The following is a 15,913-nucleotide window of genomic DNA, read 5'->3' on the forward strand; positions in this document are numbered from 1 at the left end:
CTGTTCTACAGCCAAAAGCCAATATTCAAATTGAAAATTAGGTGTCGATTTCCCCATGCACGGGCAGTCTGTACTGAGATCGGGCCGAATTTTGAAAGGTAGGCGACTTCAAACCCTCCACCGATGGTCTGAAAAATATCATTCTCAAAAGGATCATAAATATATGGGCTGATGTCAGGGGAAAAGAAGGAGTCCGTGATGTGCATATAGCCATAATTGATCAGTCCCCGAACCACATACTTATTTCTGAACATATATTGCACGCCTATACGGCTGACAAAAATATCTTCCGCAGGAATTTCCCGCAATCCTAATCCCCAGAATTTTATGGAATTTCCCTCACGAGGGTTGAAGCCCCCAACAAAGGCGGAATTCAGGAGGTTCTGATTCGTGTTAAAGCTGTAAAAGGCATCGGCGCCAAGCTGAACAGACCAATGTTCTCCAATAGCAAAGTGTTGATCAAAATTGAATCGGGCGGTGATAATTTCCCTTTTAGAAGTGATTTTCTCCAGCGTGATGTCTTCATCAATCAAATCAGAGAGTACATCTTCATTGAAATTCAGGGTTTCCAACCCCTCACCAACGGTCGTTGAAAATACGACATCAGCGCCCTTTCTGGCATAAAATCGGCGGTCAAGGGAGTTATAGGTGTACCTGAATCGGTATTCCAAATTGGTGTAATTCAGGTTGTCAATCAGGCGGATGGTTTCATCGGCAATGGTGGGGCTGTGCTTTGCAAAGGTGGCCCCGGCTTCAAAAAATACCGAATGCTTAAAGGTGCCGACGGTCCGAATGCCCACCATGGGTTTGAAAAACTGCTCGGTCATTAAAGCGGTTTTCTTTCCGAAGGAACTGTATCTGGGCATAGGATTGCTGGCGGCGGTCATGTCAAGGTACACCGAAACCCTGTTGGAGTTTTTTATGCCTTTCAGAAAGTTAATATTCATATATGGGTATTCTGATAGGTTCAATTCGGTATTTAATCGGGAGTTGGGGAATACCCAGTCGTACACAGCAAAGTTGAACACCAGGCCTGCTCGGTATTCACTGGAGTAATTCGGGCTGAAGGAAAGGCGTCCCATGGGCGATTTTTCTCCCGTCAATTTAATAGTGTTCGTTGAATCGGTCGTTTTCAGGATTTCATAATTGAGCCTTGAAAACTGCAATGTTCCATAAATCCTTCGCAGTTCATTGTTAATCTCATCGACATCGATCACATCATTCTTTTTGAACCGCAGCGTAGAGGCCAGTAATGATTCATTGTCGGCAATAGAGGGCGCAAGCTCAAACTGGGTAATGTTATATTCGTCCCGTTGATGCCGCTTTTTTATAGGCGCCTGTTCACCAAAGGAGGCCAGGCTGTCGGCAAGATGATCGAAATAGGGCTGAAATTCTTCGCCAGTTTTGTTGCCTTGAGCCAGAATTTCTTCAAATTTATTAAAGCTTCCAGAAGTAAACGCCAACAGATCGGGCTGAATGAGGGCATTACATTTCGCCTTCTGAATTCGGGTGTCGTAAGCACCGTTCATCCAGGCGGATTGAAACAAAATTCCTGTGGCTGATTTCAGGGCTTCCTTGTTCAGCAAATCCTGCGCCACCAAAACACCAATCACAATATCAGCCCCCATTTCCTTTACCTCATCTACAGGAAAGTTTCTGATCAGGCCACCATCAACCAAAATTTTGTCATCAAGATTGATCGGCGTGAAAACGGAAGGAATAGCCATTGATGCCCGCATGGCCAGGGCCAGGTTGCCGTGAGAAAGGACCACTTTGTCGCCCGTGGCAATATCAGAAGCAATACACCTGAATGGAATAGGGAAGTCGTCAAATTGTTCTACACCATGCACGCTTCGGGTAAGTGTTGATAGCAACAGGTTGATTTGCTGACTTTGAATCATTCCTTGTGGCAAACTGATTTTTTGGCCATCAAACACCAAATCAATCATGAAACGATAGTAATATGGTTTTTCTTCCACCACCACATTTCGGTAAGGGATTTTATTGCTCAGTACTTCATTCCAGTTAATGCCCCGAATGATTTGCTCTATATCGTCAGCACTGTAACCAATGGCATAAAGTCCACCGACAAGGCTTCCCATGGAAGTTCCAGTGATATAATCTGGTCGGATTCCCGCTTTTTCCATAGCGCGCAATACGCCAATATGGGCAATGCCTTTGGCGCCACCACCACTGAGGACCAAACCAATTTTCGGACGTTCCGATGGCGTGTCTTGGGGTTGCGAAAAGGCAGAAAAGGCGAGTGAAAGTAATGTAAAGAGAATAAATGCGAATCGCATAATAGGTGTTGATGTAGAGGTTGATCGTTGTTATTGGGGGAATATCTACATTTTTTAGATGGAACACAATCATTTTAGGATAGAAACAAAAAAGCCACCTCAATCTCTTGAAATGGCTTTGTATTTTAGATGGACGTGCAATATTCCAACAGTGCTTCTTTAATGTTTTTGAAGATGTGTCGGAGTAAATCCTGATCTTCTTCAAGCAGGGTTACCCGAAAGCCCTGAAGGATGCTGGCAAAAGAGGAAGTGGGTACGACACATACCCCTTTGGCAGCCAATAGGGAATAAACAAAATGCTTGTCGAGTGGCATATCCGGCTCGGCCTCTTCCCATTGTTTCATCAGAGCGCTGGCTTGTGGATTATCCATTTTCAGATGCTGGCCTTTTTTCAATACGCCCTCCTTAAAAATGATGGTATTGTAGAAGGCCCCATTGGTAGGGTTGAAAGTGATGTAAGGTACTTCTGAAAGGATTTCCGTGATGATGTTGCTGCGCTCGCCAATTTCTTCATTTTTTGCCTTGCGGTAAGGCTGAAAGCGCGGGTCGTTCATGATCAGCGGGATGGCCTTTTGTGGTAATTTGGTGGAACAAACCTCCAGCATTTTGGCGTTGTCAAGGGTCTGACAAAACTGCTCGAATTGCTGATCGCTGTTTCTGTTGTAATATTCCATCCAGCCACATCGGGCTCCTGGCCACGGGAATTCCTTACTGATTCCTTTCAGTGCAATGCCAGGAACATCCTGGATATATTCAGCAAGACAATAGGCCGTAGCACCGTTGTAAGTCACATTTGAATAAATTTCATCCGAAATCAGGAACAGTTTAAATTCTTTGGCAATGGCGACAAATCGGTCGAGAATTTCCCGAGGGTACACCATACCCGTTGGGTTGTCGGGATTGATGATCAGGATACCGACAATATTTGGATTGTACTTTACCTGCAGGTAAAGGTCGTCCATGTCTGGGTACCAGTGATTGTCGGGGTCGAGTTTATAAGTCAGTGGTGCCGTGTTGGCATGAGCCCCTTCCGAAGAGGAGTGGGTGGAGTAGGCTGGTGAAGGGCCGATGATTCTCGAAGAGGGCATCAGGAATTGATACAATTTCGAGATGGCATCACCAAGGCCATTAAAGAACAGGATGTCGTCGGCAGAAATCTGCACACCGCCAAGGGCATTGGTTTGTGTGGCCAGAAAATCACGGGTTTCCAAAACACCTTTAGAGTGGCAGTAGCCAAAAGTGTCATCCTCCTGAATCAAGCCACCGATGATGTCTTTCATCCATGCGGGCATTTGCGCATTTTTTTGAATAGGGTCGCCAATATTCTCCCAGTAGATGTTTTGTCCAGAAGCCTTAATCAGTTCAGCTTTTTTTACTATTCCCCTAATTTCATAGGTCAGCTCTCTGGCTCCTTCCCTTAACAAACGTTGTCTCATAACCTAAAAAAGGATAAAATTATCTATAAAAAACACTGATTTACAGTGAGTTTTTCACTTTTAAAATAAGTGCGTGAATGTCCGTTAAATTGGCGAAATTTCAAAGGAAATTGGTCTGCAGGTGTATTTTTTAAGGAAAAATGTTCAATTTGTATGCTCTACAACAGATCAGTACCTATTGTTTATGAAAAAAATCGGTCAACTTATAATTATAATTGTCTTAGCATTTGGGGCTTACCGCTGGTACGCCTATCAAAAGGAGAAAGAAGCGTTACGGCAGCAGACCATTGCGCTTGAACATAAAGACCGCATTTTTTTGGATCAACTGAAAGCAACTGGTCGGGTAGAGCTGGCCACACAGACTTTTTTATATACCGATACGATCAGCAAAAAATCAGCCTATACCGTTTTTGGTATTCGTTATTACGATGCCACCGTTCAGCGGGTGTTTTTTGTGCCTGGGCGATGTGGTTATTTCATTGACCTTGGGGATGAATCAAAAACAACCATCGTCAATTCCCAAGATACCGTCTGGATCCGTTCTTCTTTAATTCTTGATCACCTGTCTCTGGATATCGAGAAAATGAGCATTAACACCTTGCAGGAGGATTGGTTTTCGGAGATGGATAATGTGGAGGCACTGCGGGCGTTGTCGAAAAGGTGTAAAGCTCACTATGCCCCTTTGTTGGGTAAGAGTTTTCTGTGGAATCCTGTTTTGGGGCACCTGCAACAGCAAGTGTTTTCACCACTTACCGATAAGGTGGTTATCCTGACTCTGAATTCGGATTTTTATGTCGAGGATCGGCATTATAGCCCAGCGAATGAAAATTTGATTTTAAAGCGTTAAATATAGGGGCTGAGGCAATGTCATTAAGTTAAGGGCATATTGCTTGAAGGCATGTATTAATTTGAGCAATTCTTCATTTAATGAAATGAAAATCCCTTCGGGATATAAAAACAGAAATTTTAAATACACATTAAATAACCTTTCGACTCATACCTCTCTGAATACCCTTTGGTTTAATCTGCTTTAAAGTCATAATTTCGAGCAAATGATCGACTGTTTCTTAACTTAATGACATTGGGGCCTGAGGGAAACGTTATTGCGTGCAGCGAATCAAATGTTTGATGCATCCGTCAGAATTTAGATCAGTTATCGGTCAGGTAGATGATCAGGTTGTGAGCATTTCGATTTTCGACCGTTGGTCAGATTAATGGTTAATTTGTGCTTGGGTGTCCCTGAATAAATGACTGTTATCATTTAATTTTCATTCTATACATCAGAAAAGGTCGCTTTGTGAGTGATCTTTTTTATTTTTGTGGTTATGGAAATAAGAAGAAATAGAGATTGGAAAAATAAGGTCTGGCAAATTGAGGGGAAAGGGGAGACCGCCCTGATATTGTCCATGAAGGAACAGCAACTCTTGAAAAGCTTAATGCAGGCAGGAAATCTGAATCCTGGGCATTGTTTTCTTTTGGTGAATGAAGTCGGATTGCTAAATATTTATTTTGAGAATATTCCAGAAACAGCCTATGATATTGTGGAGTTTACCGAAAAGCCTGTCGCTTTAATAATGCCTGAAGCCAGAAATGTTCCCGAAGATTTATTGGCAAAGAAGAAGACCCTTCAGGCCATGTTCATGAAAAAAAATCACTTCAACGAACTTGCCATGGTACAACAACCCCTTATCGCTATTGTGTTGCCTGAGCAAGCAAAAGACCTCAAGTGGTTGCAACAACAGGATAATGTACTAATTTTGCAAGACCAAAACATTCGTTTTCCATTTCGAATGCGCACTGTAGCCCACGATGCTTCAGGCGATATTAAAATTACCGATCACTAAAATCCGAAACCTGGATTAAATGAATTATAAATCACATTTAGATAAAGTTCCGATTTTCAAGAAAATTCAGGAATGTGCTGATGCCCTTAACTTAGAAACTTATGTCATTGGTGGCTATGTGCGCGACATTATTTTGGAGCGCCCAAGCAAAGATATTGACATTGTTTGTGTGGGCAGTGGTATTGAACTTGCGCAGGCAGTCGCCGATAAGGTGGGGCATGTGAAGGTGTCTGTTTTTAAAAATTTTGGGACGGCTATGCTCAAAGATGGCGATTGGGAAGTCGAGTTTGTGGGGGCACGGAAGGAGTCCTATCAGCGAGAGTCCCGAAATCCCATTGTGGAGGATGGTACACTCGAAGATGATCAGGACCGCAGAGATTTTACGATCAATGCGATGGCCATCCGCCTGAATGCTGATCATTATGGTGAACTCATTGACCCTTTCGATGGCATGGGCGATATCAAACGGCAGACGATCCAAACGCCGCTTGACCCAGACATCACTTTTTCTGATGATCCATTGCGGATGTTGCGTGCTATTCGTTTTGCCACCCAATTGAATTTCGATATTCATCCAGATACTTTCTATGCGCTTGGGAAAAATGCCGAGCGTTTATCCATTATCTCCCGTGAGCGAATTGCTGACGAGCTGAATAAAATTATTCTTGCCAAAACGCCTTCTTACGGCTTCAAGCTGTTATTTCAGGCGAAATTACTCGATCAGTTTTTTCCTGAAATGGTCGCACTCTATGGGGTAGATGTGAAAAATGGCAAGAAGCACAAAGATAATTTCTACCATACATTGCAAGTGCTCGACAATGTGGCCACCGTTACCGATGACCTTTGGGTTCGATGGGCGGCCATCTTGCATGATATTGCCAAACCACCAACGAAGCGTTTTCATCCCAAAGCGGGCTGGACGTTCCATGGGCATGAGGATAAGGGCGCGCGAATGGTGCCTGGCATCTTCAAAAAGCTTAAACTGCCATTGAACGATAAGATGAAAATGGTGCAAAAGCTTGTGCGCTTGCACCTGCGTCCGATTGTTTTGGTGAAGGAAGAAATCACAGATTCCGCTTTACGCCGATTGCTTTTTGAGGCAGGTGATGAGCTGGAAAGCCTGATGATCCTGTGCCGTGCGGATATCACCTCTAAGAATGAGCGAAAAGTCGTGCAGTACCTGAAGAACTTTGATATTGTGGAGGAAAAACTGAAGCAAGTTGAAGAAAACGATTCTGTGCGAAACTTTCAGCCGCCAGTTTCTGGGGAGGATATTATGGCGTATTACGACCTCAAACCTTCGCGAGAGGTAGGTGCGATAAAAGATGCCATTAAGGAGGCTATCCTTGAAGGGCAAATAAAAAACAACCATGATCAGGCTTTTGAATTGATGAAAAAGCTGGGTAAAGAGATGGGGTTGGAGAGAAAAGAAGATTAATCGATATCATATTAGTAGAGGAAGGCAGGCAGCCTTCCTCTTTTGTTAAATACTGTTAATATTTCCCGCAGATTAGGGATAAAGCCTATATTTGAGGCGTAAATACTTATTTTTTTATGAAAAAATTAATGCTGATCGTTGCGTTGTTTTGTACCTGGAATGCCGTACAAGCGCAAGATTCAAAGACGTCTGATCAAGAAGGAGCTAAAGCGTTACCTACTTTAAACATTGCAGATTATTATCATATCAATGACTTGAGTTATCGCCGTTCAATGCAATATAATGATTACGCCACGGCAAAATCTGCATTGATGAAGATGATTACCATTGACAATCAGAATGATTCGCTTTTGGTGAATTTAGCGAATATTTATTTCGAACAAAGAGAGTGGATTTCAGCGGTTATGGCGGCAAAAGATGCCAAAGCGATCAATAGCAATAATGTAGCCGCTCACCAGATTGAAGCCTACGGCTTACAATATTTAGGGGCGAAACAAAAAGCAGCCGAGGCTTTTGAGTCTTACTATTTGGTTTCGAATGAAAAAGAGGCGCTTTATCAATTGTCTTTATTGCAGCTGGAACTGAAAAAGTACAAAGAGTGTGAAACCAATGTGAATATTTTGTTGAAGGATGAAACCTATTTGGCCAACAAGGTAACCGTTGAAGGTACTGATGGAAAGCAAATTCAGATTCCAATGAAAGCAGTTATTTACAACCTTAAAGGGGTGATGGAGTCCATTCAGGGAAATACTGCTGAAGCTAAAAAAGACATCAATAAAGCTTTGGAAATTGCACCAAACTTTAAAATTGCCCAGGATCGATTGAAAACCCTGAAATAGGTTTTCAGCGAAATACGATACATGATGATGAAGGCTACCCATTTCGGGTAGCCTTTTTTTGTTGCGCATTACCAAAGGATCTGGGGAGAGAGGCTGTGCCTAAAAACTGAGGTGGTCCTGTTGTGGTCCTTTATTTTATATTTTGTTGCTTTTACATTATTGATAGTGGGTTTTCAGGAGAGGTATTTCAATAACAATAGATAATGGAAGTTAGTTTTTATGTTATTTAATAGATTTTATTACATCTGTTATTTGCCATAATTATAGCCAAAACATCGTTAAATTTAAACTGAGGGAGGTTTGAGGTTAAACAATGGGTTTTCTGATGTAAATCTTACCTCTGTTATTTTTTTGGGCATAATTTAAATACCTTCACATTGATTAGTGTATTTATTTATGGTAATAATTATGTTTTTATTGACCGCCCTGTGGAGTCCTCCGCAGGATCAGCTTTCAGGTTTTTTGGTGGATCAAACCATCACACCTCCAGGGCGTGAGTTTTTTTATCAGTTTGAAAAAAAATGGGTGTGGCCAAAAGTTTCGGAAGGCTTAACCCTTGAGGTAAAAGAGAAACGCGCCCGAGGAAACGCTACCGAGGTGGTCATTATGGTCAATAATGAAGTGGTCGGTAATTATATGATTACCGCAAGAGAGGAAATTATCGAAGCTTACGCCAATTATGCCGTCAGGCAAACGCAAATTTATATTCAGAATAATCAGGAATTGCTCAAAGCATTTGAATTGCTGGGCAATGGCATTTATTAACCCAACCTACAATGATCAGGATTAGCCTATTTTTATTACTTTTTGCATGCCTCCCTCAGGTGCAGGCGCAGGATTTTGTTTATACCCCCATTAATACCTCTTTTGGGGGCTCTTATCTGAATTATTCCTCTTTGCTCAATGGCGCCAATCAGCAAAATACTTACACGGACCCCAAAGAGGACGCCATGAATCAGCTGATTGAGCAGGAAAACCCAAATCAAAAGTGGGATGATTTGGCTGATGGTCTTGAAAACAGAATTGTAGATGCTATTCAGGATAAAATTCTTGAGGATTACCTCGGAGAAGATGGCAAGCTGCAGGAAGGCTCCTTCACTTTAGGGGACTTTAATGTGGATATTGAAGAAGGGTTGGAAGGCTTTTTTGTCAATATTGAAGATGGCCGAACTGGAGGTAGTACCCGAATAGATGTACCGTTTTTCTGATGCGATATTCCAATTATTTACTCGTTCTGCTGGCGGCCTTTCTTGGCGCCTGTGGGGGGAATTATCAGGCAGTAACCACCACCCCCGCACGCCTGGGTACCAAAACACCCACTGCGCGAGCATTCAATGATTTACCTGCTCCCGAAAAAAAGATTATTGCTGCCGTTTATAAATTTCGTGACCAGACGGGCCAGTATAAGCCAGCAACAAACGGGGCCTCATGGTCCACGGCCGTAACGCAGGGTGCCACCAGTATTTTGCTCCGTTCTTTGGAAGAAAGTGGCTGGTTTGTGCCTATTGAGCGCGAAGGCTTGTCCAATTTACTGAATGAGCGGAAAATTATCCGTTCAAGTCAGGCGGCTTACCTTGACCAATCGAAAGGGGAAACGGCGAAACTCCCTCCATTACTTTTTGGTGATATTGTGCTCGAAGGGGGCATTATTTCCTATGATGCCAATGTGGTTACGGGCGGTGCAGGTTTGCAGTATTTTGGTACTGGAGCACACGGACAATACCGCGAGGATCGTGTTACGGTTTACCTTCGTGCAGTTTCTACTTCAAATGGAAAAATTCTAAAGACTGTTTACACCACCAAAACTGTCCTTTCGCAGATGATCGATTTTGGTGTTTTTCGATATGTGGCTTTTAAAAGGCTGCTCGAAGCAGAAGTGGGAACAACCTATAATGAGCCCATGGAGCTGGCCGTTACGCAAGCGATAGAAAAAGCAGTGCATACTTTAGTTATTGAAGGAATGCTCGATGGGCTGTGGGCGAATGCTGATGGTTCCGTGGAGCAGCAGCGGGCAGTGAAGATGTATCTGGAGGAAAAGCGCCTCAACGATATGAAGGACGACCGTGGTGAATTGATAACCCAGCGTAGAGGGCAATTGAAAATTGGCCTTGGTGCAGGCGCAAATATGCTTTTTAGTGATTATCAGCGCGAGGGCGTAAGCCCTGTTGCGGGTGCGAAACTGGGTTATTTACATCATAATGGCTGGTTTGTGGATATTTCAGCACAAATGGGTGGATTAAAAGCCCGAGGCTGGAAGCAAAACTACTTCCATGGTGGGCTCGACATTGGGTTTCAGTTCCGTCAGCACCGAACATTTTCGCCCTATGTTATGGCTGGATTAGGCTATGCACAGTGGAATAAAAACATCAATTTTCCATATGACAACTCAAACCTTGAACCGATCGGTACGGCCTATAGCCAGGCAGGGGTTGGTGTAGATATCGCCCTGACCAGCTTTATGTCTGTGTTTGGGCAATTCGCTTACCAGTATTACCTCACGGATGATTTCGACGGATTGCGCCGCGGACGCTACAATGATTACCAATTCAACGGTATGCTCGGTTTGAATTTTTACCTCTTTAGACATTAACCTATTATGAAAACAGTAATATTTTCGGGCAGTTTTTGGCCCAAACAAATGAGCGCTTTGGGCTTGTTGATTTTATCCTGCCTCTTGATGTTGGGTTGTCAGGATGTTCCTGTAGAGCCCGACTTGACTGGCGCCTTGCAAGGTCAGGTTTTTGATAATGACCGTCAGCCGATTGAAGGGGTGAGTGTCAGTACTACCCCAGCAAGTTCTGCGACAATAACTGATGCTTCAGGGCAGTTTTTTATCGAACGTTTGGCCGTAGGGGAGTATGTTTTGAACCTGTATAAGTCGGGTTATAAAGGTCGTGCGGTAAATGTGGCTGTGCGTGCCGATGAACAACAGGTGATTCAGGTGGTGATGGAAGAAAAAGACGAGGAGGATGAGGACTTAAATTTGGTGATGCCTTATGCTCCCCAGCCTACAGATGGGGCGTCGGGGGTGGCTGTACAATTTGATTTGGCCTGGGGTGCTGATACCCTAAATGCGGAAGGAACTACCTATAATCTGATCATCTATCAGGGAAGTCAGGAGGAGGTTTACGATCAACGGTTAGGACTTACAGATACCACTTATTCTTTTGATGGCTTTGCTGGACAACAGTATTTTTGGCAGGTAACCACTATTCGAGGTGATCATGAAAGACAGGGGCCACTATGGCACTTTAGCACGGTTTCAAATACCAATGCCCGATTTGTTTTCACCAGAAAAACGAACAAAGGAAATGAGCTTTTTGCAGGTGATCCAAACTCCCTGGCGACGATCCAGCTGACCAATTCAGGGTTGGGGGTTCATTGGCCACGAATCAATCCAAAGAATGACTTGGTGGCATTTTCTGCTTTGGAAGATGGCCGATGGCAATTATTCCTGACCGACCTTTCAGGTGCAACGCCAAAAAAGCTAACAACCCTGCCAATGGGCAGTTATCATAATTTTGGTGGGGGTTTCTGTTGGTCGGCAGATGGCAAATATTTACTGTATCCTGTTTATGATAAGTTATACCGCATAGATTATAATGGCTCGGGTTTGACTCAATTGGCTACTGCGCCAGCAGATCGACATTTTGCTGAGGTAGAATGGGCACCCAATAGCAGTAAACTGGTTTGTCGGGTGGTGGGCAATGCCATTGGTGATGATGAGCTTTACCTGATGAATACCAATGGCAGTGGTCAGGAATTACTGATCGGTGATGCCACAGGGACGCTGGGCTCTCCAACGTTCAGCGTTGACAGTAAAAAAGTGTGGTACACCAGAGATAAATCTGGCCACGATGCCGCAGACGGCCGACAGCTCGATGCCTCGATCTTCAGTATTGATCTTTCCTCAAAACAAATTACTGCTCTCGAAACGGAGAAGCCTTCGGGTTTCAACGATCACCACCCACGTTTGAGTCCGAGCGGAGCGAATATCATTTTTCAGTCGGGGCCGAACAATTTTGGTGCCGCTACTCAAATTTATATCGCAGGAGAGAAGTCAGAAGATACCGATAATCGCACCTTATTGTTTGCCGATGCCGCCATGCCTGATTGGCGATAATGAGATTTTGACAGATTAATTATGGCATAATTCCGATGGCTTTAAAAGGCAGGCTTGCCCACAATTTTAAAGTGAGAGGTGCGAGTCGCACTGAAAGAAGGTAGCCATAGTTTATATAGCAAGAGAATTTTTTGGCGTTATGGTTCAGTCCGTAACGCTTTTTTTGTGCTTTTAGAGCACGAATTAATTTTTGCCATTTACTGATTCGTGTGTCACGGGACGACGACTTCCGATAGGGGTTGGGCTCTGTCTGGCAAGTTTTCTCTGTTCACATCGGCTACAGTTAGTTTGCTTGAAGAGGAATTAAGTTCAGCCATTTTGCGACATTTAATCGCCTTGCATTGCGTGAGAGTATATTGTAAAGGGTGAAAATGACCATTTGTTGCTGAACCTATCATCTATCGTGCATGTTTCGCTTGTGATCAATGTTTATGGTGAATCGTGTGTTACGAGAGGGCGCCTTGCGATAGGTGTGGTGAGACGGTAAATTTAGTGCTGTCTACTACAAATTCTTTGCTGTGGAGTTTAACGCAAAAAAAAGGTCAGCAATAAAGCTGACCTTTTTAAATTTTATTGTCAATTATTTATTCGTAATGATCACATGACCTCCGTGGGTTTGCGATACAGAATAATCAAATGAGTTACCTATCTTTTCAGGATTTACCTCTTCCATTTTCAAGTAATTGCCATCACCTTGTTGGGTAATGGTTACTGTTTGATTAGCTCCCTTTACCGCCAACTCTAATTTATTGTTGTTACCATTTTGAATAAGCTCAAAGTTTCCTGTCATTTCCTCTGCAGAAAAATCGATATAATTTTTGTCGCCTATTTGTAAAATGGATGTTTCAATGGAAATAGAGTTTTGCTGGTTGCCTTCAGGGATATTGGGAGAGGAAAAAAGGATTTCTACCTGGGGTGCTTTAGGCGCATGTTCGTTTTGTTTGGGCAGTCCAGTTTGGCAAATACCACTGGTAGCACAACATATAAAACACACAAGCATGATCACAATCTTCATCCCATAAAAGTTAAAAAAGCAGCGAGAAAAAATACCCGCTGCTAAAGTTAAATTATTTCATTCCCTGACTGATCGCAGCAAAATTGCGATCACCCATCTGGTTGATCACTGCTGTAGCAGAAACATTGGTCATTGAAGACTGATCGATGAATGCACTATTGTTATCGCCGTTAGTAACGATCATAGCTTCAACACTTACTGAGCTTACTTCCTGAGAAATTATGCCTACATTATCATCACCATCCTGTGAAATCAATGCGCCTGCAATACCTGTAATATCACTACCGATACCTTGGTTGATTGCTGCGAAGTTATCATCACCACTTTGGCCAACAATTGCACCTGCGAGACCACCATCAACATTTTGGGTTACAACAGCAATATTTTCGCCATCTAACTGTCCTACTGCAGCTGCAGCAATACCGCCATTCGAAGATTCTTGAGTAATAACCGCAACACTGTTCTTTGCGTCCTGACCTACAATCGCCAATGCATAAGCATTATCAGTAGTTTGGTTCACAACCGCTACACTTTTTGTGCCTGCTTGTAGTGAGAGTGCCAATGCCTGGCCGCCGTTTGATGACATCTGATCCACGTCAGCAACATTACCTTTGCCATACTGACCAAGATGAGCATCATTCTGTGCACCTGTTTCAGCTACTTGATCTACCGCGATAATAGATCCATTTCCTTGCTGATCAGTAGTGATCATGTTTCTGCTCTGATTAGCAGAAGCCGTTTGGTTGGTTGTTACAACGGCGTTTTTGCTTGCAGCAGATTGGTTTAAGTCTGCACTGTTGTAAGACCAGTCTTGCGCATCCTGGTTTATAGTAGCCACCCCGTTAGTACCAGCCTGAGTAACTTTTCCTTTGTTCTCATTGTATTTGTTATCTCCATTAGACTGGTCAGAAACACTGACGTTGTCTTTTCCTGACTGGTGAACGATGATTCGGTTTTGGTTGCTTTCCGAATCCTGTGTAGCAACAGCAACCTGGCCATCACCTGTTTGCTTGATTTGCCCCCAGTTGGCACCACCATTTGAATTTTGGCTTACATCCACAACATGATTTTTACCCATTTGTAATAGGTTCAAACTGTTAAGTCCGTCTGTTCCTTTCACATCCTGGTCAACCACTGCTGTGATTTTTGTACCATTCTGTGATCCATAAATTTTGTTGAATCTCGCGTTTGCATCACCCCAGTCCTGAGTTGACTTTAAAACGTTTTTACCACCACCTCTTTGAGTGAAGTTCACGTCGTTGGCTCCTTCAGCCATTACCGCTCCATTGCTGTTTTTAGTTACATGATCTCTTTTCAGGTTTTTTGAGCTTTGCCAAACATCAGCAACGCCGTTGCTTCCTAATTGCTTGATTTTTGTAACGTTAGCATCATATCTGATGTCAACATTTGAAACGTTGTTGTTGTCAGATCTGCCTTCTCTACCTTGTTCAACAGAAACTTGGTTTTTCTCTGCCCAACCTACGCCAATCTGAACTTTCGAGCTGTTATTAGCACCGTACTGTGTTACCTGGGTGTTGTTGTCATTTTCACCTAACTGAAGGATGGTAGAGTTGTGACTGTTACCTTGCTGCATTACATCAGCGTTGTTGTCTTTTCCTACCTGATAAATCACCGAAGTGGATACCTTGTTTGCACCACCATTACCATTTTGTACAGTAGTTGCCGTATTGCCTTCACCTTTTTGGTTGGTGTAAGCGGCAGTAGAACTTCCTGTTTGAGTGGAAGTAGCAACATTACCTTCTGTAGTTTGAAATTGGTCAAATCGTGCTTGTGAAATCTCGGCAGGCTTCTCTGCTGGATCGCCCTGATTGATCACCGCTGAATGGTTGTTACCATCCTGAGAAACGTTTGCTGTTTGCGCAAATGCAGATCCTGTTAGGAATAATGCAGATGCTGCGATAAACACTTTTTTCATAAGTAATAAATTTTGGTTAGTAATGGTTTTTACAAGGTTACGTTTGATAATGTCGCCTTATAGTAAAAAAAAATACAAGAAAAATAATATTTATCAAAAGTATCAATATCCATCACATTATCCAATTCCGGACTTTGGTCGTTGTAGGTGTTGGTGTACCAAAAAAGGCGTAAGTTTATATTTTTTAATAAAAAGTTTAAATATCAAACAAAGGGATTTAGTGGCTAAAATGGTTGTGTCGCCGCTATTTTTGTTATTTAACAAGATAAAAATTAATGATTGTAATTTTTATGCTTTTATTTTGGAGTGATATTGATGTAATAAAATGATCGAAATGCAATAGTATAATATCAAACAAAAGCCATGGGTGTAAGGGAAGGGTGCCTAAAGCATATTTTTGATAGTTGATTTAGTGCAAGGTTTCGCAGTAAATCACAATTTTTGGAACTTTGGTGGCTTTGCAAGGTTATCAAGGAATGAAGCATATTTTGGTGATGGTTTGGTGTAGTTTGGCTTTTGCAGCGCAAGGACAAGATCAGTTTCTTAGGGAAGATTTGCGGTGGTATCTGGAGCAAAAGGCGGTAACTGAATTATTGAGGGAGGAAATGCCGTCGGGAATGGCCGAGGAGGAAGCGGAGCTGTTTTTTCCTGATCCTGAAGGTGACCGTATATTATGGCTTAATCAGCGGGTTTGGCAAATTACCCAACCCAATGTCGTGTTTGGCCCTTGTGCTGAGTGGGGGCATGGTGCCGAAAAATTTATTTTCCCTAAGGGGCCGAATGCCGATGGCGTGTGTTGGCCATATCCTTCAGGTAGTTTGATTTTAAACGTGAAGCCTGAATGAGTGGGGATGAAAAAAGCCTGCCGATTGTAATTGATACAAAGGGCAGGCCTGAATGACTTGATCAGAGGAGTTGCCTATAAGAATCTCGGCAATAACGCAACAGCAAAGGTGCTGCGCGTGGTTCAACAGGTCTTGAT

At 43.0% G+C, this 15,913-nt stretch carries 13 protein-coding genes; 9 read left to right on the forward strand and 4 right to left on the reverse strand.

Going from position 1 to position 15,913, the window contains the following annotated elements:
• Positions 1-5: 5 nt before the first annotated feature.
• Positions 6-2,300: a patatin-like phospholipase family protein gene (locus tag AABK40_RS06380; RefSeq protein ID WP_338397969.1), complete on the reverse strand. Its 2,295-nt coding sequence runs from the start codon at positions 2,298-2,300 to the stop codon at positions 6-8.
• A 125-nt stretch (positions 2,301-2,425) separates the two neighbouring features.
• Positions 2,426-3,736, reverse strand: coding sequence for a pyridoxal phosphate-dependent aminotransferase (locus AABK40_RS06385; RefSeq protein ID WP_338397970.1), 1,311 nt, complete (start codon positions 3,734-3,736; stop codon positions 2,426-2,428).
• 184 nt (positions 3,737-3,920) lie between these two features.
• Between AABK40_RS06385 and AABK40_RS06390 the strand changes: the two genes are divergently transcribed.
• From AABK40_RS06390 to AABK40_RS06425, 8 genes are all read left to right on the forward strand, one after another.
• A complete protein-coding gene (locus AABK40_RS06390) occupies positions 3,921-4,583 on the forward strand; it encodes a hypothetical protein (RefSeq protein WP_338397971.1) in 663 nt (220 codons plus the stop codon).
• 478 nt (positions 4,584-5,061) lie between these two features.
• Entirely contained in the window at positions 5,062-5,580 is a 519-nt protein-coding gene (locus AABK40_RS06395; protein WP_338397972.1) for a hypothetical protein, read from the forward strand.
• Positions 5,581-5,599: 19 nt separating this feature from the next.
• Positions 5,600-7,018 (forward strand): CCA tRNA nucleotidyltransferase, encoded by a 1,419-nt coding sequence (locus AABK40_RS06400; protein ID WP_332920590.1) that lies wholly within the window; start codon positions 5,600-5,602, stop codon positions 7,016-7,018.
• A gap of 116 nt (positions 7,019-7,134) precedes the next feature.
• Positions 7,135-7,857: a tetratricopeptide repeat protein gene (locus tag AABK40_RS06405; protein WP_338397973.1), complete on the forward strand. Its 723-nt coding sequence runs from the start codon at positions 7,135-7,137 to the stop codon at positions 7,855-7,857.
• 408 nt (positions 7,858-8,265) lie between these two features.
• The gene (locus AABK40_RS06410) at positions 8,266-8,622 is read left to right on the forward strand and encodes a CsgE family curli-type amyloid fiber assembly protein (protein ID WP_338397974.1); all 357 of its coding nucleotides are present in this window, start codon (positions 8,266-8,268) and stop codon (positions 8,620-8,622) included.
• An 11-nt stretch (positions 8,623-8,633) separates the two neighbouring features.
• A complete protein-coding gene (locus AABK40_RS06415; protein ID WP_332920593.1) occupies positions 8,634-9,065 on the forward strand; it encodes a curli assembly protein CsgF in 432 nt (143 codons plus the stop codon).
• The gene (locus AABK40_RS06420) at positions 9,065-10,447 is read left to right on the forward strand and encodes a CsgG/HfaB family protein (protein ID WP_338397975.1); all 1,383 of its coding nucleotides are present in this window, start codon (positions 9,065-9,067) and stop codon (positions 10,445-10,447) included. Before AABK40_RS06415 ends, AABK40_RS06420 begins: the two co-directional genes overlap by 1 nt.
• Positions 10,448-10,453: 6 nt before the next feature.
• Complete coding sequence (locus AABK40_RS06425) at positions 10,454-11,980, forward strand: carboxypeptidase regulatory-like domain-containing protein (protein ID WP_338397976.1); 1,527 nt, start codon at positions 10,454-10,456, stop codon at positions 11,978-11,980.
• A gap of 580 nt (positions 11,981-12,560) precedes the next feature.
• On the opposite strand, the gene AABK40_RS06430 is transcribed toward AABK40_RS06425, so the two are convergent.
• Positions 12,561-12,995, reverse strand: coding sequence for a hypothetical protein (locus AABK40_RS06430; RefSeq protein ID WP_332920596.1), 435 nt, complete (start codon positions 12,993-12,995; stop codon positions 12,561-12,563).
• A 52-nt stretch (positions 12,996-13,047) separates the two neighbouring features.
• Complete coding sequence (locus AABK40_RS06435) at positions 13,048-14,931, reverse strand: hypothetical protein (RefSeq protein ID WP_338397977.1); 1,884 nt, start codon at positions 14,929-14,931, stop codon at positions 13,048-13,050.
• Positions 14,932-15,407: 476 nt separating this feature from the next.
• Here AABK40_RS06435 and AABK40_RS06440 point away from each other — a divergent pair, with 476 nt between their 5' ends.
• Positions 15,408-15,776, forward strand: coding sequence for a hypothetical protein (locus tag AABK40_RS06440; RefSeq protein WP_338397978.1), 369 nt, complete (start codon positions 15,408-15,410; stop codon positions 15,774-15,776).
• Positions 15,777-15,913 lie beyond the last annotated feature (137 nt).

This window comes from Persicobacter psychrovividus, from assembly GCF_036492425.1.
Lineage (GTDB): Bacteria > Bacteroidota > Bacteroidia > Cytophagales > Cyclobacteriaceae > Persicobacter > Persicobacter psychrovividus.